The 23,443-nt window shown below is 60.3% G+C and carries 22 protein-coding genes and 1 pseudogene; 9 read left to right on the forward strand and 14 right to left on the reverse strand.

Translation table 11 applies throughout. The features are described 5' to 3' along the window. Positions 1-34: 34 nt before the first annotated feature. Complete coding sequence (locus QEN43_RS00975; protein WP_026610446.1) at positions 35-358, reverse strand: DUF2845 domain-containing protein; 324 nt, start codon at positions 356-358, stop codon at positions 35-37. Positions 359-420: 62 nt separating this feature from the next. On the opposite strand from QEN43_RS00975, the gene erpA reads away from it, so the two are divergent. Continuing rightward, positions 421-795, forward strand: coding sequence for an iron-sulfur cluster insertion protein ErpA (gene erpA, locus QEN43_RS00980; RefSeq protein WP_051331709.1), 375 nt, complete (start codon positions 421-423; stop codon positions 793-795). Positions 796-874: 79 nt separating this feature from the next. Here the strand turns inward: erpA and QEN43_RS00985 are convergent, their stop codons facing one another. The 4 genes from QEN43_RS00985 to coxB are packed head-to-tail and all read right to left on the reverse strand — an operon-like array spanning position 875 to position 5,576. Continuing rightward, entirely contained in the window at positions 875-1,231 is a 357-nt protein-coding gene (locus tag QEN43_RS00985) for a hypothetical protein (protein ID WP_026610448.1), read from the reverse strand. 5 nt (positions 1,232-1,236) lie between these two features. Beyond that, complete coding sequence (locus QEN43_RS00990) at positions 1,237-3,759, reverse strand: cbb3-type cytochrome c oxidase subunit I (RefSeq protein WP_026610449.1); 2,523 nt, start codon at positions 3,757-3,759, stop codon at positions 1,237-1,239. A gap of 10 nt (positions 3,760-3,769) precedes the next feature. Continuing rightward, positions 3,770-4,822, reverse strand: a complete 1,053-nt coding sequence (locus QEN43_RS00995; RefSeq protein WP_036268879.1) for a sodium:calcium antiporter — start codon at positions 4,820-4,822, stop codon at positions 3,770-3,772. A gap of 22 nt (positions 4,823-4,844) precedes the next feature. After that, positions 4,845-5,576, reverse strand: a complete 732-nt coding sequence (gene coxB / locus QEN43_RS01000) for a cytochrome c oxidase subunit II (protein WP_051331710.1) — start codon at positions 5,574-5,576, stop codon at positions 4,845-4,847. Positions 5,577-5,765: 189 nt separating this feature from the next. On the opposite strand from coxB, the gene QEN43_RS01005 reads away from it, so the two are divergent. From QEN43_RS01005 to QEN43_RS01030, 7 genes are all read left to right on the forward strand, one after another. Next, complete coding sequence (locus QEN43_RS01005) at positions 5,766-6,302, forward strand: c-type cytochrome (RefSeq protein WP_026610451.1); 537 nt, start codon at positions 5,766-5,768, stop codon at positions 6,300-6,302. A 14-nt stretch (positions 6,303-6,316) separates the two neighbouring features. Continuing rightward, positions 6,317-6,670 (forward strand): c-type cytochrome, encoded by a 354-nt coding sequence (locus tag QEN43_RS01010; protein ID WP_202901140.1) that lies wholly within the window; start codon positions 6,317-6,319, stop codon positions 6,668-6,670. A 140-nt stretch (positions 6,671-6,810) separates the two neighbouring features. Continuing rightward, on the forward strand, positions 6,811-7,935 hold the full coding sequence (locus QEN43_RS01015) for a trypsin-like peptidase domain-containing protein (protein ID WP_051331712.1): 1,125 nt from the start codon (positions 6,811-6,813) through the stop codon (positions 7,933-7,935). 75 nt (positions 7,936-8,010) lie between these two features. Continuing rightward, positions 8,011-8,106, forward strand: coding sequence for a hypothetical protein (locus QEN43_RS21905; protein WP_449814793.1), 96 nt, complete (start codon positions 8,011-8,013; stop codon positions 8,104-8,106). Positions 8,107-8,147: 41 nt separating this feature from the next. Continuing rightward, a complete protein-coding gene (locus QEN43_RS01020) occupies positions 8,148-8,609 on the forward strand; it encodes a hypothetical protein (RefSeq protein ID WP_026610453.1) in 462 nt (153 codons plus the stop codon). Between the two features lie 8 nt (positions 8,610-8,617). Then, positions 8,618-9,859 carry an efflux RND transporter periplasmic adaptor subunit gene (locus tag QEN43_RS01025; protein WP_317963621.1) on the forward strand — a complete coding sequence of 414 codons (1,242 nt, stop codon included), beginning with the start codon at positions 8,618-8,620 and terminating at the stop codon, positions 9,857-9,859. Beyond that, entirely contained in the window at positions 9,860-12,931 is a 3,072-nt protein-coding gene (locus tag QEN43_RS01030) for an efflux RND transporter permease subunit (protein ID WP_026610454.1), read from the forward strand. 31 nt (positions 12,932-12,962) lie between these two features. Here the strand turns inward: QEN43_RS01030 and QEN43_RS01035 are convergent, their stop codons facing one another. The 8 genes from QEN43_RS01035 to QEN43_RS01070 all read right to left on the reverse strand — a co-directional run bounded on the left by QEN43_RS01035 (position 12,963) and on the right by QEN43_RS01070 (position 20,938). Continuing rightward, positions 12,963-14,525, reverse strand: coding sequence for an arylsulfatase (locus QEN43_RS01035; protein ID WP_026610455.1), 1,563 nt, complete (start codon positions 14,523-14,525; stop codon positions 12,963-12,965). A 135-nt stretch (positions 14,526-14,660) separates the two neighbouring features. Next, a complete protein-coding gene (locus QEN43_RS01040; protein ID WP_051331714.1) occupies positions 14,661-15,155 on the reverse strand; it encodes an AIM24 family protein in 495 nt (164 codons plus the stop codon). A 391-nt stretch (positions 15,156-15,546) separates the two neighbouring features. Continuing rightward, the gene (locus QEN43_RS21910) at positions 15,547-16,188 is read right to left on the reverse strand and encodes a formylglycine-generating enzyme family protein (RefSeq protein WP_202901141.1); all 642 of its coding nucleotides are present in this window, start codon (positions 16,186-16,188) and stop codon (positions 15,547-15,549) included. A 399-nt stretch (positions 16,189-16,587) separates the two neighbouring features. Continuing rightward, entirely contained in the window at positions 16,588-17,856 is a 1,269-nt protein-coding gene (locus QEN43_RS21615; RefSeq protein ID WP_396662175.1) for a sulfatase-like hydrolase/transferase, read from the reverse strand. Beyond that, on the reverse strand, positions 17,832-18,479 hold the full coding sequence (locus tag QEN43_RS21620) for a sulfatase-like hydrolase/transferase (RefSeq protein WP_202901142.1): 648 nt from the start codon (positions 18,477-18,479) through the stop codon (positions 17,832-17,834). Before QEN43_RS21620 ends, QEN43_RS21615 begins: the two co-directional genes overlap by 25 nt. A 532-nt stretch (positions 18,480-19,011) precedes the next feature. Further along, positions 19,012-20,034 (reverse strand): HAD family hydrolase, encoded by a 1,023-nt coding sequence (locus QEN43_RS01060; RefSeq protein ID WP_036268880.1) that lies wholly within the window; start codon positions 20,032-20,034, stop codon positions 19,012-19,014. A 75-nt stretch (positions 20,035-20,109) separates the two neighbouring features. Further along, the gene (locus tag QEN43_RS01065; protein WP_156912768.1) at positions 20,110-20,349 is read right to left on the reverse strand and encodes a hypothetical protein; all 240 of its coding nucleotides are present in this window, start codon (positions 20,347-20,349) and stop codon (positions 20,110-20,112) included. Beyond that, a complete protein-coding gene (locus QEN43_RS01070) occupies positions 20,309-20,938 on the reverse strand; it encodes a hypothetical protein (protein ID WP_317963622.1) in 630 nt (209 codons plus the stop codon). Before QEN43_RS01070 ends, QEN43_RS01065 begins: the two co-directional genes overlap by 41 nt. A gap of 354 nt (positions 20,939-21,292) precedes the next feature. Here QEN43_RS01070 and QEN43_RS01075 point away from each other — a divergent pair. Further along, a pseudogene (locus tag QEN43_RS01075) lies at positions 21,293-22,151 on the forward strand (transposase). Between the two features lie 16 nt (positions 22,152-22,167). On the opposite strand, the gene QEN43_RS01080 reads toward QEN43_RS01075, so the two are convergent. After that, complete coding sequence (locus tag QEN43_RS01080) at positions 22,168-23,325, reverse strand: tetratricopeptide repeat protein (protein WP_026610458.1); 1,158 nt, start codon at positions 23,323-23,325, stop codon at positions 22,168-22,170. Positions 23,326-23,443: the final 118 nt, after the last annotated feature.

A 23,443-nucleotide genomic window follows, 5' to 3' on the forward strand; every position in this document is an offset into this window, starting at 1 on the left:
AGGGCGGTGACTGTATGGAGTTTAGCCCCACGAATTACCGGCTGTAGCCTAAGGATTGAATGTCCACTAGGCGGCCATTCTCGAATCGAAACAGTTGCACGAATCGATTACGACCGAAGTCGTAAACCCATTCGTCGATCATGACCGGTACGTATTGCCCGAATTCCATACCTGTACCGAAAACCTTGGTATATCTAAGCTCGATGCGGGAGTCCGCGAATACCGGCTCGCCGCACTTTTGCAGCACTTCTACCTTGTAATCGCCCGCGTTTACCAGTGAGGAACCGCAACGGAGCGCCCAAGTAGACGGTGCGTACAGGCACAGGCATAAGCTGAGAAGATAAATCCTTTTTTTCATGAGTGACCGTGGGCTTGTGGAGACCGGTTATTCTTGATCAAATTTCTCGGAAAAATCATATAATGGCTACCGATTCGATAAGTTCCCAGGTTACGATTTGTATGAGCGAAGAGCCCATTAAATTTACTGACAGCGCAGCGGCGAAGGTGAGAGAACTCATCGCCGAGGAAGGCAATACCGACCTAAAGCTGCGGGTTTACATTACCGGCGGCGGATGTTCGGGTTTTCAGTACGGATTCACCTTCGACGAAACGATTAACGAAGACGATACGCAAATCGTGAAAGATGGTGTCACCGTCTTGATCGATTCGATGAGCATCCAATATCTAACCGGTGCTGAAATCGACTATACTGAGGACCTATCCGGATCGCAATTCGTTATCCGCAATCCCAATGCCACGACGACGTGCGGTTGTGGATCATCCTTCTCGATCTGAATCGAAAGGTTCGCAAAGGGTGCGTCGATCCGATTAGGTTCGACGCACGCTGCCACGGCGAAGAACGATCGGGTCGCGCCTAGCAGATCGGCACCAGCATGACCGGAAATGTCACCCATAGGATTGCCAGCAGTGCGAGCCCTCCGAAGGAGATAGTCATCCAATTGATGAACGCGGCAGTCGCCGTCCGCGGGCCGTCCCGATAAAGACTCCTCCATGCGGGGATGATTATCATCGAGATCCCCGCAATCGCCGTTACTGTGGCAATGGCTACCATCCACGCCACGATTCCGATCCCCAGCCAACTTGAATTCTGAAACCCGCGGGCACAGACCAGGGCGGTGGCAATGTAGACGATCCCGAAGTGGGTTGCCCAGATCAAGACGCCCGAAACCATTCGCAGCGTGGTTGTCACGAATTGGAGCGCGGCAGCCATGTCGCTCACCCCAGGAAGCGTGGAGACAGATGGACCACGGCCAGCGCAATCAGGCCCTGAACCACGGTGTAGTGCCAGAACACCATGGTGTTGTCGAACGTGGCTCGACGTTCACGGTTTATGAGCCCGCACACCGAGCGGGCAAACGTATAAAGGCCCATGATGGCCACTACGGTAATGAAAAAGCCCTGAATCGCGACGACGGCATAAACGATTGCGGCATAGCCGGAATCGGTCGGTCTCAGGCCCGTTAGCCAGTGGCCCCAGAGCTCGGTCAAAAGAGCAGCGACGAGCAGCGGCACGGCCAAAAGCAGGGCGAGGCGTACCGTCCAGAACCGATTTGACTTCAATGCGCGGCTGGCATAGGCAATAACAGCGCTGCTGAATGCCCAGAGTCCTCCCGCCACAGCCGGATATGTCACTCCCGGCAGCGATTCGCCTCCCTTTGGCCAGAACCCCGGCGCCACCGTCCACAGGAAGTAATAAGAGAAGATGAGGCATGTGAAAAGGGAGGCTGAGACGATGATCAGCACGACCATCGCCCAACGGGAATGTGACATGGGGCCAGTCACGTAGACCGGCAGCTTGATGCCGCCGCCGATATCCACGGGAGGATGCGTAGGACCTGGGTCGGTGCCCCAAACCCACCGGATAATCATGGCGATCGCGAACACGCCGAAGAGAAGGGCGGGAACTACCTGTTTCACGGTCAAGAGCAGGAAAAACGCCGCCGTGCCGAAGGCGCCCAACACCGGGTACCAACTTCCCGCTGGCATCTGCAAGATGTACAGGGGCCGAGCGTCGATCGGGCTGGTGACGAGGGTTTCGCGCCCACCGGTCGGCGCACCCGGCAGATAATACCGGCCCGCATCGACGTCCTGCGCCAGATTCGGCTGATCCCAGAGTGGCTCGCGACTCTTGACGATAGGAATGCTGCGCATGGCATAGTCGCCACCGGGCAGCCATTCTAGGGTGCCGGCGTCCCAGATATTGCCGGCTTTTTGTTCGCGGAAAGGCCGGAAGTTGAGTGCGAGATCGATCAGGAACACCAGGACCCCCGCGGCGATGAGGAAAGCACCGAAGGTAGAGACCAGGTTGAGGGTGTCCCAGCCGAGTTCTGCCGAATAGGTATAGACCCGCCGCAGCATACCTAGCAGGCCGGTGACGTGCATCGGGAAGAATGCCGTGTTGAAGCCGATGAACATCAATCCGCACACCCAGCGGCCGAGTTTTTCCGAGAGAGGTCTGGCGCTCACGTAGGGCGCCCAGTAATAGAACACCCCGAACAGCGGGAACACCATGCCGCCGAACAGTACATAGTGCAGATGCGCCACTACGAAATAGGTGTCGTGCACCTGCCAGTCGAAGGGTACTACCGCCACCATCACACCGGTGAGTCCGCCCAACACGAAAATGAACAAGAAGCCTAGGGTGAACAGCGCCGGCACCGTGAGTTTCAAGCGTCCGGCGGCAATGGTGGCGATCCAGGCAAAGACCTGTATGCCGCTCGGTACCGACACCGCCATGCTGGCCGCTGAGAAATAGCTCATGGAAATTTGCGGCAGCCCTACGGCGAACATGTGGTGCACCCATAGGGCGAAGCTCAGAAAACCCGTGCCCACTAGGGCCAGCACCACCAACCGGTACCCCACCAAGTGCTTGCGCGCCATCGTGGGGATGATCATCGACACGATTCCCGCAGCGGGGAGAAAGATAATGTAAACCTCGGGATGGCCGAAAAACCAGAAAAGATGTTGCCAGAGCAGGGGATCGCCGCCCTTCTCGGCCACAAAGAACGGCCACTCGAAGCTTCGCTCCAACTCCAGGAGTGCGGTGCACAGGATGACCGCTGGAAAGGCGACCATGATCATTCCAGCGAACACCAGCATGGCCCAGCAATAGATCGGCATCTTATCGAGGCTCATGCCAGGCGCGCGGTTGAGCAGCACTCCCACCACGATCTCAATGGCCGCGGCGATGGCCGTGATTTCGATAAAGCCGATGCCGAGCAGCCAGAAATCGGAGTTGTCGCCGGGCGAGAACTGATAACTGGTCAGCGGTGGGTACATGAACCAGCCACCCTTGGGCGCTAAATCGAAGAAAAGACTACAGAAGAACGCGAGTCCGCCTGCGAAATAAGCCCAAAAGGCGTAGGCCGATAGCCTGGGGAAAGGTAGATCGCGCGCCGCTTGCATGTTGGGCAGAATGAGCACCCCGAGCGCCTCTACCGCCGGTACGGCGAACAGGAACATCATGATGGTGCCGTGCATCGTGAAGATCTGGTTATAGGTATCCTGACCCAGGAGATCGTTTTCCGGCACCGCGAGTTGGGTGCGCATCAAGAGCGCCAGCACGCCGGCCAGCAAGAAGAACAGGAAGGCCGTGCCTACATAGAGGATGCCGATGTACTCGTTATTGACGACGGTGATGAAATTCCAGCCCGAGGGAGGCCGCCAAATCTTTTGGAGTAGGGGAAGTTCCTCTACCGGGCGGGGAACGGGGTTCGGAAATTCCTGATTCCGGTCCATCCATGTCTCCTCAGCGCATCCGATACAGCAAGATCATCCCGCCGAAATACGTTGCGAGAACGGCCAGCGAGTCATAGCCCATGCGCAGGATCGTTCGATCTCGGCGCTCGACCAGCCCGGCGATGTACAACGTGGTCACCGTGATTCCCAATAAGGCGGCCACAAGAGCGAAGCGTCCGACCTCGTTCAGCGCAGGCTCTCCGCGATGGACGGCGTCCGCCAGGAAAATCAGCGGCGGGCTGAACAGATTGTTGCCGAAGATATCCGATACGGCCATCTCGTAGCGGTGCAGACGCACCGCCGCAAGTACGGAACTGACTTGTGGTAGCGAGGTGGATATCGCGACAAGAAAGACGCCGACGAAACTTGCTCCGAGGCCGGTCTTGACCGCGATGGCATCGCCGGTTTCCGAAAGCAGATAGCCGGCGACCAGGATGGCGACGCTGGCGAGCACTGTTCGAGCCACGATGCCGGAAAGTGGGGTATGCGCGGTCTGCTGGCTTTCTCCCTCGGGCGGACTGTGATCTTCCTCGGGTTGTATCGACTCGTCCGGACGCCAGGCAAAGCGTCCTTGGGATCTATGAGTCATCCACACCGAGAAGAGATACACGATCAAAACACTCCAGCACCAGCCGCCGACCCCAAACCAGGCTACATCGCCTACTGCGATGCCTGCGGCAAGCAGCGCGAGCAGCAGGATCGACATGCTGCCTTGCAGCATGACTACGGGATTGGGAACGACCGAGGTCAGCGCATCCCGTCCGATAGCGGCATCGGCTGCCGCGAGAACGGCGAGTCCGAAAGCGGTCCCGCCCAGCGAATTGTTTACCGCCAAAGGCAGATTGCCTTCGGCAGAAGCGACCACGGTAACCGCCGCCTCCGGCAGCGAAGTGATGATCCCGAGTATGATCAAGCCGGCCAAGGCGTGGCCAAGTCCGGTGCGTTCGGCGATGGCATCGGCGTAATGGGTGAGGCGTGTGCCGGAAAACCAGACGACGATCGACGAAACGACAAACACCGCGATGCCGACCCAAAGCGGTGCGGCTATGAAATCAGGCAGCATCGGCTTAACCCCTGGGCGGTGTTCATTCTCGGATCTCCGAATAAGCCGCCGGTGGACGCGCGGGTTGACGCTGGGCGGTAAGCCAGACATCGAAATCCTCCGGCGTCTCGACCACTACGAGAAAAGCCATGTTGGCATGCTGGGCGCCGCAATACTCGGCGCACTGCCCGCGCCACACGCCCGGCTGATCGGGGCGGACGCGCAGCGTGGTGATGCGACCGGGAATCATGTCGACTTTTCCCGCCAGATTGGGCACCCAGAAACTGTGGATCACGTCGGCCGTGCGTAATCTGAATTCCACGAGCTGGCCGGCCGGAAGATGGATCTCGTTGGCGGTGGCGACATCGACGTGGCCTGCCTCGGTCAGATAATTCACCCGCCACCAAAACTTCTCGCCGACGACTTCGATGCGCAAAGCGGGCGGTTCCGTGGGCGTGACGATATCCCCGGCGACTCTCAGGGTATAGATCAACAGCGCCGATAGCACAGCCACGGGAAACGCGAAGCCGCCGATCAGGATCGCTCGGCGGTGGCCCAGCAAGCGGCCGGCGCGTTTCGATCCGGACATCGAAAAAACGGTCAGCGCCATGACCAGCACGAAGATAACCGTGGCTCCCCAGAACACCAGCCAGGCAATGGCGGCGATATCGGATGCGGTCGGTGAATGAGGTTGGAGAGCGGACTGAAGCCCTGCGTGTGCGGCCGGCTGCAGCAGCAGTGCCGGAAGCAGAGCCGAAAGGCGATGGGCGGTCATGGCGAGGTGACGCGCGGACCATCCGGACCAAGGTATCGGCAACCGGCACTAAGCTCGAGCCGGAGGGTCGAATACTGTGTAGCGTCGGAAAGCGTTCCATTCCGGAGGATCATCGGTCATTTCCTCGGCCGATCGTCGCAAGAACAGCTGGAGCCGGTCCCGCGAATTTTGGAGCGTACTCAAGAGACCATGTCACCGTTCCGAAAGTTTCTGATCCACGCGGCCATAACACTCGTCATCCTAGTGGGAGTCGGAATCCTGGGCGCGGCTATCGTCGTGGTCGCCGGCGTGTACAACGTCGCCGCCATCTACCAACATACCTGGCCGGTTTACGAAATCCTCGATTTCGCGTTGGAGCGGTCGGTTTCGGCTCGCCTCGGCGGCATCACCGCACCGGCGCTGGACGATGCCTCGCTGGCCGAACGCGGTTTCCGCATCTACCGTGACAAATGCGTGCAGTGTCATGGCGCGCCGGGCGTGCCTCCCGACGATGCCGGCAAAGGCATGCTGCCCTTGCCCAACAACCTGGCACAAACGGCGCGAGAACAATCAGCCGAATACATCTATTGGGTGGTAGCGAACGGAATTCGCATGACCGGTATGCCCGCCTGGCAATTTCGTCTCGATAAAGACGATCTGTGGGCGGTTGTAGCTTTCGTGGAACGATTGCCGGAGCTTTCTCCAAGGGAGTACGCGGAATGGGACCAAAAGGTTGGGAGGCGATAAGGAGAATCAAAGGAGTGGGCAGCCTCTTCGCGGCGCTGGTTTTGCTGAATGCCTGCGGCCGATCTGATATTCCTGCGAGGCTTCCCGGCGGTGATCCGGAACGTGGCCGAATTGCCTTTCAGCAGTATGCCTGTGCGACCTGCCACATCATCCCCGGCATCGTTGGCGCCAAAGGTTTGGCCGGGCCTCCTCTGACCGCCTGGGCCAATCGCCTCTACATCGCCGGCGTTCTACCCAATACACCGGACGACTTGGTCCTGTGGCTTCAGGATCCGCCGCGTATATCGCCCGGCACCGCCATGCCGGACTTGGGCGTGACCGAGCGCGACGCCTGGGACATGGCGTCGTATCTCTTCCGCCTGAAATGAGACCTCGGTCGACTCTTTTGAGACCGAAAATCAGTGACATATGGATCGGCGGGATAGGGGACATCGCACCAGAACTTTCCCGATACCGAACGACCTAAACAGAGACATCCCGACTCGAGCAGCACACACGGGAGGAACCTATGGAACGGTTTAGCCGACTTTACGCGCTTGGCGCCGTTCTGATCACGATATTGGCCGGATGTGAGCCTGTGCCTGCGCCAAAGCTTGCTCAAACGCCGGATACAGCCTACCAGTCGTCCCGGCCGGGCGCCGCCCAAAACGGCCGGCCGACCCTGGCGCCGATGCTGGAAGCCGTGCTGCCGGCTGTCGTCAATATTTCAACTACGTCGGCCGGAAACATGCGCGACAGCCCGATGCTAAAAGAGCCGCCTTCCCCCGGAGGGTTCGATGAGTCGGGCATACCGCGGCACGGAATGTCACAGCAGAGTCTCGGTTCCGGCGTGATCGTAAATGGCGAGAACGGACTGATCCTCACCAGCCATCACGTCATCGCCAACGGCGAGCGCGTGATCGTGACCTTGCAGGATGGAAGGAATTTCGAGGCCAAAGTGGTGGGGGCCGATCCCGAGACCGATGTCGCCGTCGTCAAGATCGAGGCGAAAAACCTCAAGGCCCTACGGTTCGGTGACTCGCGATCTTTGCGGGTGGGCGATTTTGTCGTGGCTATCGGTAGTCCCTTTGGTCTGAGCCAAACCGTGACCTCCGGCATTGTCAGCGCATTGGGGCGTTCCGGTCTGGGCATCAAGCGCTACGAAGACTACATACAGACCGATGCCTCGATCAATCCCGGCAGTTCCGGCGGCGCCCTAGTTGACCTAAACGGGGATTTGATCGGGATCAATACCGCCATAGTCGGCCCGGCGGGCGGTAATGTGGGTATCGGTTTCGCTATCCCGAGCCACCTCGCCCAATCCGTCATGCAGCAACTCGTCGAGAACGGCGAGGTTCATCGCGGCCATCTCGGGGTCAATCTGCGGGATCTGCCCCCGGAATTGGCCAAAGTTTTGGGACTGGAGCCGGGTAAGGGCGTGTTGATCATCCAGGTCCAGCCGAATTCGCCCGCTGCCAAGGCCGGACTGCATCCGGGGGATGTAGTGGTCTCGATCGACAACGCTCCCGTGGACAGCGCCGGCAGCCTGAGTAACACGGTCCGCCTGCTCCGGGCCGGTTCCGAGATCAAGCTGGACATCCTGAGAGAGGGAAAAAGACGTACGGTGACCGCCCGTATCGACCAGGCAGGCTAGTAGCCGTGCCGAAGCATCGGATCGACTGTCTTAATGCTATAGACGACATCTGATTTCAACCGCGGAGATGGGGACATGGGCAGTATCTTGCGATTCCTGGACGGTGCGATCGCCATCATTTTCTTAATTGGCTTGTTGGTAGAGATCGGGCTCTTCATGCTCTTTTTCTGACGGAAACCCGTGCAGAGTTCTGGCGCCTCGGATTCGGGGTTGTGGTGGGTCTGTCGCGCGGCGTGCCAGGCTTGACCATGATGGTCGAAGAGATGGTCCTTCCTGCGGCGCCTGATACTGGCGCCCAGCCGCCGTTGACAGAGGAACCCAGCGTTTTGCTTATGATTCCGGCCGTTTCAGTATCGTTCAGTGCCGAGTGGGTCGCCGATGGCTGTTGGGCGCCGTTCTACACGGGCGATGGTTTTATCGGAGTTCAACCGAGTGTTGCCGGCTCGGCCGAAATGCGCTCGTTGCAAGGCCCGATGGGTGTCCGCTGGACTGGCCTCGAAACCGCCTTGGTCGGACCACGTGCCGGAGTGCCGGCGCTCGGCGAGGAAGATCACAGTCATATTCGCGAACCGAGTCAACAAGCTTTGGATGCGGAGGAGCGTCGGGGAAGCCGCTGGTTTGGAATTTGCCAAGACTTCAAGTCGCTGCCGGTGACTTGTTGGCCGCGCCGTTGATCCGGCGCATGGCTCAGCGTTTGGCGCATGAAAAGGAAAGCGTGTTTGGAGGCGTGTTCCGGTGGCGGATCTTGGCCGGTTTCGCCGTTCTTGCCGTTTTGGCCTTGGTCGGTTACTGGATCTGGTCTCGGATGGCTGGGGAACGGGGTTCCGAGGAACCGCCCGAGATGCCTCCCGTCACGGTGACGGCCGCGCGCGCCGAGGTGGAGGTCTGGCGGACCGAGCTGGACGCCATCGGCCACCTCGGCGCCGTGCAGGGCGTGCAAGTGACCACCGAAGTGGCGGGCATGGTTGAAGCCATCGGCTTCGAATCGGGCGCCGAGGTGGAGCAGGGTTCAACCCTGGTGCAACTCAATACCGATATCGACCGGGCACGGTTGGCGCGCCTGGAAGCGGAGGCCGAACAGGCGCGCCGCGATCTGGCACGAATCCGCGAACTGGCGCAGCGGCGCTTCGTATCGGAGTCCGAGCGGGAGCAGGCAGCCACCCGGGTGGAGACGTTGGAAGCGCAGGTCCGCGAGCAGCGGGTGCTGATCGGCAAGAAGCGAATCGAGGCGCCTTTCTCCGGGGTACTCGGGCTCCGCTACGTCAATCTCGGGCAATATCTAGAACCAGGGCAGGCCGTGGTCGATTTGCAGTCGATCGCCCCCATCTATGCGGATTTCACCTTGCCTGCGCGTCACTACGGCGTAGTCGGACCGGGTCTGCCGATCCGGGTACAGGTTGATGCCTATCCCGATCGGCCGTTCGAGGGCGAAATCAGCGCGGTGAGTCCTGGGGTTGAACAGGAAACCCATAATTTCAATGTACGCGCGACCCTCCCCAACTCGGACCGCCTGCTCCGGCCGGGTATGTTTGCCGATGTCATCGTGACGCTTCCCGACCGGCGCCGGGTGGTGACGGTTCCCGCCACGGCAGTCAGCTACAGCCCGTATGGCGATGTCGTATTTTTGATCCGCGAGGAAGAAGATGGCGCTACACCGCCCGGCGACCATGCGGGCAGGCGTGAAAATCGCGTCGATCCGGCAACTTCTTCCGCCTCGGCTTCGGGTCAGCGTATCTATCGGGTTCAAAGAGTCTTCGTCACCGCCGGCGAACGGCGGGGCATTCGGGTGGAAATTCGAAAGGGCATCGAGCCCGGCGACAGGGTGGTTACCTCGGGCCAGCTCAAGCTCAGCGACGGAGCGCGGGTGCTTATTTCCGACGAGGACGTACTGCCGGAAGTGGACCCCATACCCAAGGGGCCTTAGATGGGCGGTTTTACCGATCTCTTTATCAAGCGGCCGGTTCTGGCCTCGGTGGTCAGCTTGGTGATTCTGATTCTGGGGTTGCGGGCGATTCAGTCCCTCAATGTCCGCGAGTATCCCGAGACCTACTCCACGGTCATCACCATCTCGACCCCGTATTTCGGCGCCGACGCAGAACTCGTCAGGGGATTCATCACCACGCCCCTGGAACAGGCCATCGCCACCGCCGAGGGCATCGACTATCTCGAATCCACCAGCGTCCAGGGGACCAGCACCATCCGTGCGCGGCTCCTGCTCAATTACGATCCCAACGCCGCGGTCGCCCAGATCATCACCAAAATCAACCAGGTGCGGAACCGATTGCCGCCGGGGAGCGAGGACCCAATCGTCACCGTCACTCCGGGCGAGCCGACCGCCGCCATGTACATCGCCTTTTACAGCGAGGTGCTGGAACGCAACCAGGTGACCGATTATCTCAATCGCGCCGTTCGGCCCCGGCTGGAAACCCTGATTGGCGTGCAGGAGGCGCCGGTTCTGGGTGGGCAGACGGTCGCCATGCGCATCTGGCTGGACCCGAAGCGCATGGCGGCGTTCCGGGTCACGTCGACCGACGTCCGCGCGGCGCTCGAAGCCAACAACTTCATCGCGGCGGTAGGATCGACCAAGGGACCGATGCTCTCCATCTCGCTGGACGCCGCGACCAACCTGCATTCGGTGGAGGAGTTCGAGCGGCTGGTGGTACGTGAGGACAACGGCGCGCTGATCCGGTTGCGGGATGTGGCGGACGTGTCCCTGGGCGCGGAATCCTACAACACCTCGGTGTATTTCGACGGCGTTCCGGGGGTGTTCATCGCCGTGGAGGCGGCGCCCACGGCCAATACGCTAGATGTCGCGGCGAGCGTGCGCGAAGTCTTTCCCGACATCCAGCGGCAACTGCCCGCGGGCATCCGGGGTGTCATCGTCTACGACAGCACCGACTTCATCCGCGACTCGATGCGCGAGGTGCTGGTTTCGCTGGCCGAGGCGCTGACCATCGTGACCGGCGTCATCTATCTATTCCTGGGGTCGGCCCGCGCCGCGCTGGTGCCCGCCGTGGCCATGCCGCTATCGCTGGTGGGCTCGCTGTTCCTAATCCTGGTCATGGGATTCACCATCAATCTCCTGACCCTCTTGGCGCTGATCCTTGCCATCGGCATGGTCGTGGACGACGGCATCGTCATCGTGGAGAACGTCCACCGCCACATGGAGGAGGGCAAGAGCCGGTTCGAGGCGGCCCTCGAAAGCGGACGCGAACTGGCAGCGCCCATCGTCGCCATGAACATCGTGGTGGTGGCGGTGTACGCGCCCATAGGCTTCATGACTGGACTTACCGGGAATCTCTTCACCGAGTTCGCCTTTACCGTGGTGGGGGCGACGCTGATCTCGGGCGTCGTCGGCCTGACCTTGTCGTTCATGCTGTGCTCCAAGCTGCTCAGGCGGGAAACCGAAAAACACGGGCTCAGCCGGCGGCTGGAGGCAGGTTTCGGATGGGTAGCCGAGCACTACGGTCGCCTCCTCCACACCGCCTTGGATCAGCGCTGGCAGGTGCTGCTGTTCGGCGGCGTGGTGCTGATCGCCTGCTTTTTTCTCTATACCGCTGCCGAGGACGAGCTGGCGCCGACCGAAGACCAAGGCTTTCTCATCGTGCAGGCCACGGCCGATCCCAACGTCTCCATCGACTACCTGGAACGCTGGACGAAGCGGGTCGGCGAGATCATCGAGGGTTTCAACGCCACTGACCATTCGTTCGTTATCAACGGCGTGATGCCGGGCGGAGGGGGCGTGGGCAGCGCTTATCAGGCTTTCGCCGGCATGTCCATGCGAGATTGGGAAAAGCGGGAGCAAACGCAATTCGACGTTATGCCCGAATTGCAGAATCGGGTGAATGGCATCGCCGGCCTGCAGAGCGCGGTGTTTCCTCCGCCTGCGCTGCCGGGCGCCGGCGGCGGCACCCCGGTGCAATGGGTCATCGGCACCACCGAAGAAACCGAGGCACTTTACGATGTGGTACAGCGGGTGCTGGAAAGGGCACGGCAAAGCGGCAAATTCGACTACATCGAAACCGATCTCCACTACGACCGGCTCCAGGTACAGGTGGAAATCGACCGTGCCAAGGCGGCCGATCTCGGTATCGACATGCAGCAATTGGGCGGCGACCTTTCCACGCTGCTGAGCGAAGGCTATGTCAATTATTTCAGCGTTCGGGACCGCAGCTACCGGGTCATTCCGCAGGTGGAGCGGGTTTATCGGCTGCACCCCAAACAGCTCGAAAACTATTATCTCCGCGCCCGGAATGGCAGCCTGATTCCCGCCTCGACCGTCATCCGTCTGACACAAACGGTGGAGCCGCGGGAACTGGCCCGGTTCAACCAGCTCAACGCGGCCACCTTATCCGGAGTTCCGGCGCCTGGGGTGACGCTCGGCGAAGCGGTGGATTTTCTGAGGACGACCGTGGCGGAAACCTTGCCCGCTGGATACGTCACCGACTGGAAAGGGCAGTCGCGGCAGTACGTGCAGGAGAGCACGGAGCTGGTCACGGCGTTTTTCCTGGCGGTGATCCTCATTTATCTGGTGTTGGCCGCACAATTCGAGAGCTTCCGCGATCCCGCCATCATGCTGGTCAGCGTGCCCATGTCGCTGGCCGGGGCTCTTTTGTTCATGGCGCTGGGAGTGGTCACCGTCAACATCTACACCCAGGTAGGCCTTCTGACCCTGATCGGCTCCATCATTCGCCACGGCATTCTGCTGGTGGAATTCGCCAACGAGGTCCAGAAGCGCGAAGGGCTAGATCGGCGCCGGGCGATGGAGACCGCGGCGGCGATACGCCTCCGCCCCATTCTGATGACCACAATCGCGACTCTGGTCGGCATGATTCCGCTCTGGTTCGCTTCCGGGCCCGGCGCCGAAAGCCGCTTCGCTATCGGCTTCGTGTTGGGCGCCGGGATGGCGATCGGCACGCTCTTCACTCTGTTCGTGGTGCCGGCCTTTTATAGCGTCATCGCCAGTGAGCGCGTTGGCTTACGAGCAGAAGGTTAGAGCGGTTCTCAGGTCTACCCTCCGCGGACGCTTAGCGCCCGGCGCCGCTGGCAACCTCGTTCATCTTCGCTAGGGCCTGGTCGATGGTGAAGCTGGCCGCCTTCTGGCGCGGCGGGAAGTCCTTGAACGTCGCTGCGAACTCGGCCGCAATCTTTTGCGCTGCAAAGACGATGTAGTCGTGGTCGAGGAACCAGTCGTAGTAAGTGTTCGAGGTGATGTCGGCGCGCTCGAACGGATCGGTCCTGAGGTTGTAGAGCTTGGGAAGCCGCAGCGGTACGAACGGCTCGGCCCAGATGCGCAGGGTCCCTTCGACGCGCTGCTCCATGAAGACCACCTTCCAGTTGTCGTAGCGCAAAGCGACCAGATCGCCGTCGTCGTTGAAATAGATGAACCCCTGCCGGGGACTCTTCTTTTCCTGCCCGGTCAGGTAGGGCAGCAGGTTGTAGCCGTCGATATGGACCCTGAAGGTCTTACCCGCTGCCTGGTAGCCCTGCTTGCACTTTTCCACGATATCGGGCTCGCCCGCCGCCGCGAGAAACGTCGGCAGCCAATCATGGTGGTGGACGATTTCGTTGGAAACGACGCCCGCCGGGATCTTGCCGGGCCAGCGTAGCAGCAGCGGGATGCGGAAGGCGCCCTCCCAGTTGGAGTTCTTCTCGTTGCGGAAGGGCGTCATAGCGCCGTCCGGCCAGGTATTCATGTGCGGACCGTTGTCGGTCGAGTACATGACGATGGTGTTGTCCGCGATGCCCAGTTCGTCCAGGAGGTTCAGCATCTCGCCCACCAGCTTGTCATGGTCGATCATGGTATCGTGGTAAGGGGATTGCCAGCGGCCAGCCTGTCCGATGCTCTCGGGCTTGGGATGGGTGCGGAGATGCATATGGGTCGTGTTGAGCCAGCAGAACCAGGGTTTGCCGGCCCTATGCTGGCGCTTGATCCAATCCTTGGCAGCGGCGCAGAACTCGCCGTCGCAGGTCTCCATGCGCTTTTTAGTTAACGGGCCGGTGTCCTCGATCTTCTGCTTGCCAACCTTGCCGAAGCGAGGGTCCACCGTCTCATCCTCCCGGTCGGTCGCCCAGCAGTGCAGAACCCCACGGGGGCCGAATCGCTCACGGAAATGCGGGAAGTCTTTCGGGTTCGGAAAATCGGGCAATTCCGGTTCCTCTTCGGCATTCAGGTGATAGAGGTTGCCGAAAAACTCGTCGAAGCCATGAACGGTGGGCAGATACTCGTTGCGGTCGCCGAGGTGGTTTTTGCCGAACTGGCCCGTGGCATAGCCTTGATTCTTAAGCAGTTCGGCGATGGTCGGGTCTTCCGCCTGGAGACCCACGGTGGCGCCCGGAACCCCGACCTTGGAGAGGCCGGTACGGAAGACGCTCTGCCCGGTGATGAAGGAGGCGCGCCCCGCCGTGCAGCTCTGCTCGCCATAGGCGTCGGTGAAGCGCATGCCTTCGTTCGCGATCCGGTCGATGTTGGGCGTGCGGTAGCCCATCAGTCCGTCGCTGTAGCAGCTGAGATTGGTGATGCCGATGTCATCCCCCCAGATGACCAGAATGTTCGGTCTGTCCTTTGCGGGTGTGCCTTGATTTGCCATTTGTACCTCCTTTAATGGCAGACGATTGTCATGGGACGCGCACGGCGCCGGATCATTCAGCCCGGGCAACCCCAACCTTGGCCGCGCGGCCTCGGATTGCACCGGTTATACCGGTTCAAGCGCAGCGCCGAGCCATTAGACCTTGAGCAGGGCTTTCAGCCACCTGTCTCCTTTCAGCCGGAACCGAGCCTGATCTTCGGCCGGATGGACAACGACGAACCCTTCGCCTTGAAAGAACATCTGAAAGGGTTCGTGCTCTCCATGCCGGAACACCGAGCGCCAACTCAGATCCATTTTCAACTCCGGTACCAGCTCGCCCGACCAGGCCAGGGTGGCGTGCGGATCGGTGCTTACCGGATTTGCTGGAGTCACCGGCAGCGTCAGCGGACTGCCGTGGACGCCGAACGCCATGGCACCGGTTCCGGAGAACATTATCCCGAATAGACCCCCCGCGGCGACGCCGATTCCCTTGCCAACCAGAAATATCTCGTGTTCGAGGGTCTCCTCGAAAGCCAGAATTTCTTCCGCCGAAACACACAGGGCTTCGCCCGCAAGATGAAGGACCCGAAGATGCCACCCATGGTGCGCGCAGTAGAGCCGCCCTCGACCAACCGCGCGCACCAAGGGCACCAGCTTCGCGCTGGATCATGTCTTTCAGGTTCCGGGCTTGGAGCGTGGGCAGCCGTTCGAAGCGAAGATCGCCGCGGTAAGCGATGGCGGCGCCCGGCTTGAGCCAGACACCGCCGTCCACTTCGATCCTGAGTATGCGCTTCGATTCCTGTTAAAATGTCCCCGTGGTCACTTCTTCCTCGCCGCTCTCGCGCAGGAGCTCGGCCAGCGAGTAGACCGGCAATGGGCGCCGTGAGGGAATGCGGTCATGCGTGTACTCCTGCGTGTCCGGACCGGGCGAACGGTTCGATGGGCTCGAAGAGTTCGAAACTGCGAGTTCCTTCGAGAGGGAACCGCTTCGGCATAGCTCACAACTCCTTGTCCTCCTTCATCTTGCTGCATTTCGCCCGGTTCACGGCGTGGGCCCGGCGCCGCGGATGACGCAACGGAATCCGACGTGGCTCGTTGAAGTATCGACTGGTTGCGGATGGCGTGCGGCGGGCCGATAGCGACGGCAATAGTTTGGCGCACAGAGGTGAGAGCCGCCCTTCAGCACCTTGCGCGGAATGCGAACATCCGGTTGGCAAGCATCGTAGCTCGCTTCCTCGCTGCCGCCACGGGGATCATGCACGGCACAGCAGGGGCGCGACGCGTCGAACTCGTGCCCGGGCGAATACCAGTCAGCGGTCCATTCCCAGACGTTGCCGATCATGTCGTGCAGACCATAGCCGTTGGGCGGAAACGCCGTGACCGGCGAGGTGCGCTCGTAACCGTCGGTCTTCAGGTTCTCATGCGGAAACGCGCCCTGCCAGGTGTTCGCCATCTGACGGTTGCCCGGCGTGAATTCAAGGTGATGTAGCCGGTGGCGTTCACGAACTCTCGGAACTTGCGGTTTGTGACCGGTGTGCGGTCGATCCAAAACCCGTCCACCGTCACGCGGTGTCCCGGTGCCTCCTCCGGGTAGTGCCGGTCCGAACCCATGAGGAAGGTGCCGCCGGGTATCCAGACCATGCCCGGCCGGTGCTGCGGCCGGAACATCAGGGAAACCACTCATGTCTTGTACCTCCTAAAGTGTGTCGACGAACGGCTTGTCCAACGAGTTGGCCTTGACCGCCGACGCTCGCCCCAGCCAATGCAGTGACTGCCTGTCGCGCGCTTCTACTGGCGGGCGAGGTACATCCGCATCTTCGCCTCCATGTCCTCGATCGGCTCGCCCGAGATGTCCACCAGGACTTTCTTCACCGTGCCGGTGAACGCGAACGGAGGCTGGTAGTCGGTCATGACCGGCGAGCCCGCGTCGACGCCGACGGAAAAGCCCGCCGCCAGCCCCAGCGACAGCGGAATGGTCACCGGCAGATCGCCGCTGCCGACCGGCTTGCCATCGACAAACAGCTTGACGTTCGCCAGGACACCCTTGCCCGTGGGGATGTCGGGCTCCCCCGTCGGCGCGAACTCAAAGCTGAAGATTTGGTCGCCTTCGGGAATTACGGTGTCCGACCGCACCTTGAAGCGCTGGTCGGCGAGGTAGTTGTAGCCGTAGGTGAGCTTGCCGTTCTGAACATAGAACGCGAAGCCGCCGTCGTTGCCGCCCATGGAAAACAGCACGCCCTCCGCGCCGCCCTTGGGCACGTTCGCGTGTACCGACACGGAATGCGGCACATTGACCAGGTGTGGCGCAGCGTTGGTCGGCACCATTTGTGTGCCCCGGGTAATACACGTACTTTTCGCGATCGACGGCGATCTGCGGCCGCTCATCCGCTAACCGCGCGACACCGCGGCTGTCGATCGGCAGCACGTTGTACTTTCCGGCCTCGACGTACCACATGCCGATCATGGCGATCAGCCGATCGCGCTCTTTCTCGGCTAGGTTGTCGGTCTCGGCGAAATCCTCCCTGACGTTGTAGAGCTCCCACCCCTTGACATCGAGCTCGATGAGCTTGGCGTAATCGACGGGGGCACCGAAGGACAGGCCGGACTCGGTAAACGAGGTGCCCGGCCACGGGCACGCCGCCCGCCAGCCGTCATGGTAGAGCGAGCGGTGGCAGAACATTTTGAAATATTGAGTGACGTGCAAGGCGGGCGCCTTGGCATCATCGAAGGACGACTTGAGGCTGAATCCCTGGATCGGCGACTGGGTGACGCCGCGAATGTGCGTGGGCGGCTCGATATCCAGTGCATCCAACACCGTCGGCACCAGGTCGATCACGTGACAATACTGCTCGCGGATCTCGCCCTTGGCCTTGATGCCCTTGGGCCAGCAGACGATGAACGGATCCGAGGCGCCGCCGCGGTAGGTCTTGCGCTTCCAGCGGCGGAACGGTGTGTTGCCGACGCGGGTCCAGCCCCAGGGATAGTGGTTGAAGTATTTCGGTCCGCCGATGTCGTCGATCGCCGCCAGATTCTTCTGGAGGTCGTCGGGCACGTTGTTGAAGAACTTGCCTTCGTTGACCGAGCCGTTCGGCCCGCCCTCGGCGCTGGCGCCGTTATCCGAGATTACCATGATCAGGGTGTTCTCGTATTCGCCCAGATCCTTGAGAAACGCGATCAGCTCGCCGATATAGTGGTCGGTGTGCTCCAGGAAACCGGCGAAGACCTCCATCATGCGCGCATACAGGCGCCGCTCGTCGCCCGAGAGCGTGTTCCAGTCCTGCACGTCGGGATCGTGCGGCGACAGCTTCGTGTTCGCGGGCACGAGACCTAGTGCCTTCTGCTTTTCGAACACCTGCTGGCGGTACGCGTCCCAGCCGGCGTCGAACTTGCCCTTGTACTTGTCGGCCCAGAATTATCGCGCACGAGTTCGGGATAGTACTGGTGCGTGTCGCCGCCGAGAAAGCCGTAGTAGCGCTCGAAGCCGCGACCCAAAGGCCAGCGGTCGAAGGGGCCGGCCGCCGACGTGGCTTCCGCAGGCGTCAGATGCCATTTGCCGATGGCGTAGGTGTTGTACCCATGCTGCAGCAGGATTTCCGACAGCATCCCGTTCTCAAACGGAATGTAGCCATTGCCGCCGGGATAGCCTGTCGAACCTTCGGTGATGCAGGCCATTCCATTGGAATGATGATTGCGCCCGGTCAGTATGCACGAGCGCGACGGCGAACACAGCGCGGTGGTGTGCATGTTGTTATAGCGCAGTCCGTCGGCGGCCAGCGCATCCAGGTGGGGCGTGTTGATCGGACTGCCGTAGCAACCGAGCTGGCCGAAGCCGGTGTCGTCCAGCACGATGAACAACACGTTCGGCGCGCCTTCTCGCGCCCGGTCGGGTGCGGGCCATGCCGGCTGGGAGACGTCGAAGGTGCGGCCTATCACGTCGGAAAAGGCCTGGCCGGATTTGTATTCCTTGAGTGCCATTAGGCTCTCCTTGTGAATTGCGGTTGGTCGTGATTGATCTCTTCCCGATCAATAGACCTGTTCGAAATCGCCGGGCCTTCGGTCCAGAGGACTTCTTACCGATCCCATTCCGGCTTTGGCCATCCCTGTACCCCTTAATTCTTTGTTTTGCATCCCTCTTGAGTGCCACGGCTAAGCCCGGCATCCGCCTCTACCGGACTTTGGTGCTGTAAGGCAAGCCGTACCCAACTCGATACGCCCGAACACGGCTTTTTGACCTCGGTTCAGGCCTTGAATGCGTGCGCATCGAACGCTTGTTCAAAAGCGCATTCAACCTTTCAACGGGGAATCAACTTTGTAGTGTGGGTTAGGCTGCGAGGCCGTAACTCACCGAGCGGCCTTCAATCGGTGGGTTAGGTGGAGCCTGTCCTGAGTCCGTCGAAGGGCCTGTCCTGAGCGGAACCGAGGGGCTAATCCACCATCGATGGGTTTCGCTTCGCTCTACCCATCCTACGATTAATGTCCACTCGAATGCCGAATGGAATTACTCGGATCACTCGGAAAATGGAAACACCCGCTTCCAGTCCCGCTTCATGTCTACCACTACCCAGCCGCGACTCTTTGCTTCGTCGAGCGCTTGGTCAAGCCGGCCGACGGACGACTCGCGGTCATAGGCCCATTCGCGCTCGGCGTCGGTGTGGTGGACTAGCGCCATGAGACGCGGCCCGTCACCGTCCGCCGTCCATTGCAGCATCTGAAGGTCGCCGTCCGAATTGCCGAAAGCGGCGATGGGCCTTCGTCCGATGAACTTGTGGATGCCCACCGGTTTGCCCGCCCGGTCGTCGATGAAATCCACCTCCGGCAGCCGCTCCAGCACCGGTTTGCCGTCGCGCAGTTCGAACTTGGTCTTGATACTGCTCCCCACCACCAGTTCAGGCGGAATACCGTAGACCTTTTCCACCCAAGGCCGCATGAAATCGACCCCGCCGCCGGAGACGATGTAGGTCTTGAAACCGTTGGCGCGGAGGTGGGCCAGCAGCTCCCGCATGGGCTGGTAGACCAGCTCGGTGTAAGGCCGCCGGAATCTGGGATGCCGGGCCGTCGCCAGCCAGTCCTTGACGATGGCCTCGAACTCGGTAGTGGTCATGCCGGCATGGGTGGCCATGACCAATTCCACCAGTCCCTTGTCGCCGCCCGCCGCGAGTGCCGTCAGATCGTTTTCCAGCACGGCCTTGAACGGCTGCCGCTCCTTCCATTCGGGATGTTGTGGGGCCAGCACCTTCACCCGGTCGAGCGCGAACAGTCCCTGGAAATACAGCGGTTGCTCGGCCCACAGGGTGCCGTCGTTGTCGAACACGGCGATGCGTTTGGCGGGCGGAACGTAATCGCTGCTCTTCCTGTCGGCCACCTTCTTTATGAACGCCAGGATGGCTTGCTTCGTTTGGCCGCTGTTCCAAGAAGGCAGCGGGTCGGCGGCCTTCCTCTCGGCAAGGGCGGCTCCATTCATCAACAGGATCAAACTCAGGAAAAAAACCAACGGTCGAAGCCTGAGCGAGATGGAAGGAATGATGCGCATCGGTGAGGTCTCCAATGTGTTTTCAGCCCATCCGTGTTGGACACAAGTGCATGCCCAAACTACACATCTCGATGTCTACCAATAACCCGTCAGTCCGAGGAACGAACCGCTCAGGGTCACATCGGTGTCAATGATGCGCCTGCTCGAATCCAGGCGTAGGGCTCTGTACCCGGCTTCCAGCGAGGCGGGCATGCCGAACAGGGTGGTGCGGTAGCCAACCAGTCCCAGAATGGACCTGGCGAAGTCGATGTCGTCCACACCAAAGCCGCCACGGTTACCGTCCACCAGGACGAACCATTCCGGGCTGAATTCCACCGTGAACCGCACCAATGACCGGACTGGTGAGGCTCTTACTGGCCGAGGCGCTGCCGATGCCCCTGAACTCGACCTGATTGTCCAGCCAGAGGGTGCGTCCGCCGGCATAGAGCTCGAGCGCGTTGGAGCGTGGTTTCTCGCCCCAGCGGGCGATGCGTTCCGACGCGGCCGAGCCGAACACGCGGTACATGGCACTATACTCCAGGACACCCAACTGGCTTGACAAGCCTCTGCTGATGCCGCGCGCGAACCGGGGCTCGAAATCCAGATCCACGTAATTGCCGTCCAGATAGAACCCCAGCCGCTCGTAATGCGCTTCGAGCCGTCCCATAAAGGCCCGCGGGAAGTTCCTGAGTTCTTCAGAGATGTCGATGAAGGTGGCTTCGACCGACTTGCTGAACTGCCCCGGGGAAAATCGGCCGTCCACGCCGGGCAGCCAAGCGTAGAGTGTGAGGTTGACCGCCCAGGGATTTCGGCTAGCATCGCTGTCCGCCGCCGCCGCCGCGTTGTCGAAGCCAGGGGCCGCTGCCAAGGCTGCTACAAGCAGGAGGGGTTTGAAAGACGAGAAAAAGCCCGGGTTGACGGTCATGCAGGATCTCCCTATCCGGTTGTGTCGAGTAGTTCGACGGTTAAATCAGTTCCCTCGGAGAGCAATACACAAAAAACAGCACGATCAGTCGAATCCGAGGGAACCGAAATCAGGGTGTGTCCACTGCCCCTTAGGGTTATATCGCATCAGTCCGAATATCCTTGTCGACAGTGCAGTCAAGGTATATCCAATTGCGCTGGATATTGGTTTCGCTCTTGTGCCCTAACCGCTTTAAGTTGACAATCGAACGGAGTTCGTGTGAGGTCATGGTTTTACCTTATGTACCGGAGATCACGCCATGCCCCGTTATGTGGGTTCGCCTGACCGAAGCCGAACCGCCAACGCTTAGAAGAATTGTTGTCCAAAGGCCGCCATGCGTCGACCACGGCCACCCGAGCCCGCATTCTCTTGAAAGCGGACGAAAGCGAAGCGGGGCCGGGCTGGAAGGATGGAGCGATCATACAGACTTTGGACACGAGTCTGTCAACCGTGCACCGGTGTGGCAAGAGTTTGTGGAATCCGGCTTGGAGGCGGCCTTGTACCGCCGCAAGCCCACCCGACCGGCGTCCCGCAAGCTGGATGGTGCCCAGGAAGCCCGACTGATCGCGCTGGCCTGTGGTCCTGCGCCGGAGGGTCGCACACGGTGAACACTGAAACTGTTGGCGCAACGCATGGTGGAACTGGACGTGGTGCCGCCCCTGAGTGCCGAGTGCGTACGAACCACGCTCGAAAAAACGAACTCAAGCCTTGGCTAAGGAAGCAATGGGTCATTCCGCCCGAGGCCAACGTGGAATTCGTCTGCGCGATGGAGGGACCCCCTGGAAGTCTATGCCCGCCCCTACGATCCTTTGCGGCCCCAGGTCTGCCTGGACGAGTGCAGATCGTCTTGGTCATGGACAACCTCAATACGCACAAACTGGCCTCGCTCTACCAAGCCTTTCCACCGGACGAGCCGCGTCGGCTGATCGCGCGCCTGGAAATCCATCACACGCCCAAACACGGCAGTTGGCTGAACATGGCGGAAATCGAATTGAGCGCCCTGGCGAGCCAATGCCTCGACCGCTGCATCGCCGACCTGGATACCCGGACCCGGGAGGTCGCGGCCTGGCAGAACTCACGCAACGCAGCGAGCGACACGGTGAACTGGCGCTTTACAACCGGCGATGCGCGGATCAAGCTCCAACGACTCTATCCGTCAATTCAGCGCGGTTAGGGTACTCGTTATACAGTTAACTTGACACCCCCATTGTCAATGCCTGCCATCCAGTTGTCCCTTTCTTATCCTTGCTCATCTTTGCCCGACATACGACCCGGGTTCCCGGCACGATGGCGGCTTGCCTGATCAAATTCGGGTGGACAAAGATCCGGTATTTGTCGTCGGTAACGATAAATCCGAACAATTGTCCTTGGCGCTGGGTTAGCTCACCAGAAAACTGCTGACAGAAGCCGGGAATCCCATTCGCCGTGGACTTCCGCCATCTAACGGCGCGCTGCCCATCGTCCTCCAACGCCACCTCAACTAGATCTCCTACTTTCATCTCCGAGATCCCTTTAAACCGCGTGTATTGCAGGATAATGCCTTCGTCCACGGAAAACGCCACGTGCGCTAAAGACCTCTGGACATTCTGGTTGTCTATTACTCCTAACCTGTAGGAAAGTCTTCTCAACTGATCGCCAAAAGCGATGGCGTCGGCAGCGTCACTTACGTCGGGCTCACTTGGCAAATCAGTTCGACTCGCCCGCGAGCGAAACCAACTGGCTCTAGCCATCTGCAAAAGCGGTTGAGGGATCGAGAAATTGTTCTGAGAGCGATACTCCAACGCCTTGCGCACCTGAATGGTTGCTTCCTCAAATCGTTTTTCCGCGGCAAGTAAACGCGCCAACGCAATCCGAGTCCTTGCTAATTCCTGCGGACGTTTAGCCGTTTGAACAGCGCGGAAGTAGCAGGTTATCGCTTTGTCCACGTCGTCGGGCCCGAATGTTCTACCCAAGAAATCCCGCACCCATGATGCCCGTTCGTGCCGCCGAACCACCGGTATAAACCAGTCACGGGCCTCAGCCCTTCTCCCCTTATCGAGTAGCAGCTTACTCTTGTAGTAGCGAAGCCACGGGTCGTCCGGAGCGAGTTTCAGACCGACATGCAATTGATTCTCTGCCCAAGCCAGTAGGTCAATCGGTAGAGCATCCGCACGATGAGATACTTCCCGATCAATAGCATGGAAGAGCCGCATCTCCAAACTAGGTAGAAGCCTTCCATCATCGGCTCGATAAGGCTGTTTGTCTTCTGGCCGACAATATTCCGGCCCCCACCAACGCGCAAACGCGAGAAAACCTGGCCAAACTCGACTAACCTTGAGCACCTGAGCTAGCAACAGTGAGTGCAGCATGCCAGGTCTTTCATTAGCTTCCAGGCGCCGATACTCGGCAAGCTGTCAACGCCGACTGAAAAGTGACCCCTTTTGAGGGTTTATCGCCGAAGTAAAATTGACCCCTTGAGGCCCAAAA

Source organism: Methylocaldum szegediense (assembly GCF_949769195.1).
In the GTDB taxonomy this organism is placed as follows: Bacteria; Pseudomonadota; Gammaproteobacteria; order Methylococcales; family Methylococcaceae; genus Methylocaldum; species Methylocaldum szegediense.

Excerpts from the sequence above, each read along its gene's own strand:
- QEN43_RS01015 (WP_051331712.1), top strand. The coding sequence starts at position 6,811 with ATGGAACGGTTTAGCCGACTTTACGCGCTTGGCGCCGTTCTGATCACG.
- QEN43_RS00985 (WP_026610448.1), bottom strand. The coding sequence starts at position 1,231 with ATGGCTGCCGCGCTCCAATTCGTGACAACCACGCTGCGAATGGTTTCG.
- QEN43_RS21905 (WP_449814793.1), top strand. The coding sequence starts at position 8,011 with ATGGGCAGTATCTTGCGATTCCTGGACGGTGCGATCGCCATCATTTTC.
- QEN43_RS01080 (WP_026610458.1), bottom strand. The coding sequence starts at position 23,325 with ATGCTGCACTCACTGTTGCTAGCTCAGGTGCTCAAGGTTAGTCGAGTT.
- coxB (WP_051331710.1), bottom strand. The coding sequence starts at position 5,576 with ATGACCGCCCATCGCCTTTCGGCTCTGCTTCCGGCACTGCTGCTGCAG.
- QEN43_RS21620 (WP_202901142.1), bottom strand. The coding sequence starts at position 18,479 with ATGGCACTCAAGGAATACAAATCCGGCCAGGCCTTTTCCGACGTGATA.
- QEN43_RS00990 (WP_026610449.1), bottom strand. The coding sequence starts at position 3,759 with ATGGACCGGAATCAGGAATTTCCGAACCCCGTTCCCCGCCCGGTAGAG.
- QEN43_RS01025 (WP_317963621.1), top strand. The coding sequence starts at position 8,618 with ATGGCTCAGCGTTTGGCGCATGAAAAGGAAAGCGTGTTTGGAGGCGTG.
- erpA (WP_051331709.1), top strand. The coding sequence starts at position 421 with ATGGCTACCGATTCGATAAGTTCCCAGGTTACGATTTGTATGAGCGAA.
- QEN43_RS00975 (WP_026610446.1), bottom strand. The coding sequence starts at position 358 with ATGAAAAAAAGGATTTATCTTCTCAGCTTATGCCTGTGCCTGTACGCA.
- QEN43_RS01035 (WP_026610455.1), bottom strand. The coding sequence starts at position 14,525 with ATGGCAAATCAAGGCACACCCGCAAAGGACAGACCGAACATTCTGGTC.
- QEN43_RS01070 (WP_317963622.1), bottom strand. The coding sequence starts at position 20,938 with ATGACCGTCAACCCGGGCTTTTTCTCGTCTTTCAAACCCCTCCTGCTT.
- QEN43_RS01030 (WP_026610454.1), top strand. The coding sequence starts at position 9,860 with ATGGGCGGTTTTACCGATCTCTTTATCAAGCGGCCGGTTCTGGCCTCG.
- QEN43_RS01060 (WP_036268880.1), bottom strand. The coding sequence starts at position 20,034 with ATGCGCATCATTCCTTCCATCTCGCTCAGGCTTCGACCGTTGGTTTTT.
- QEN43_RS00995 (WP_036268879.1), bottom strand. The coding sequence starts at position 4,822 with ATGCTGCCTGATTTCATAGCCGCACCGCTTTGGGTCGGCATCGCGGTG.
- QEN43_RS01005 (WP_026610451.1), top strand. The coding sequence starts at position 5,766 with ATGTCACCGTTCCGAAAGTTTCTGATCCACGCGGCCATAACACTCGTC.
- QEN43_RS21910 (WP_202901141.1), bottom strand. The coding sequence starts at position 16,188 with ATGAGTGGTTTCCCTGATGTTCCGGCCGCAGCACCGGCCGGGCATGGT.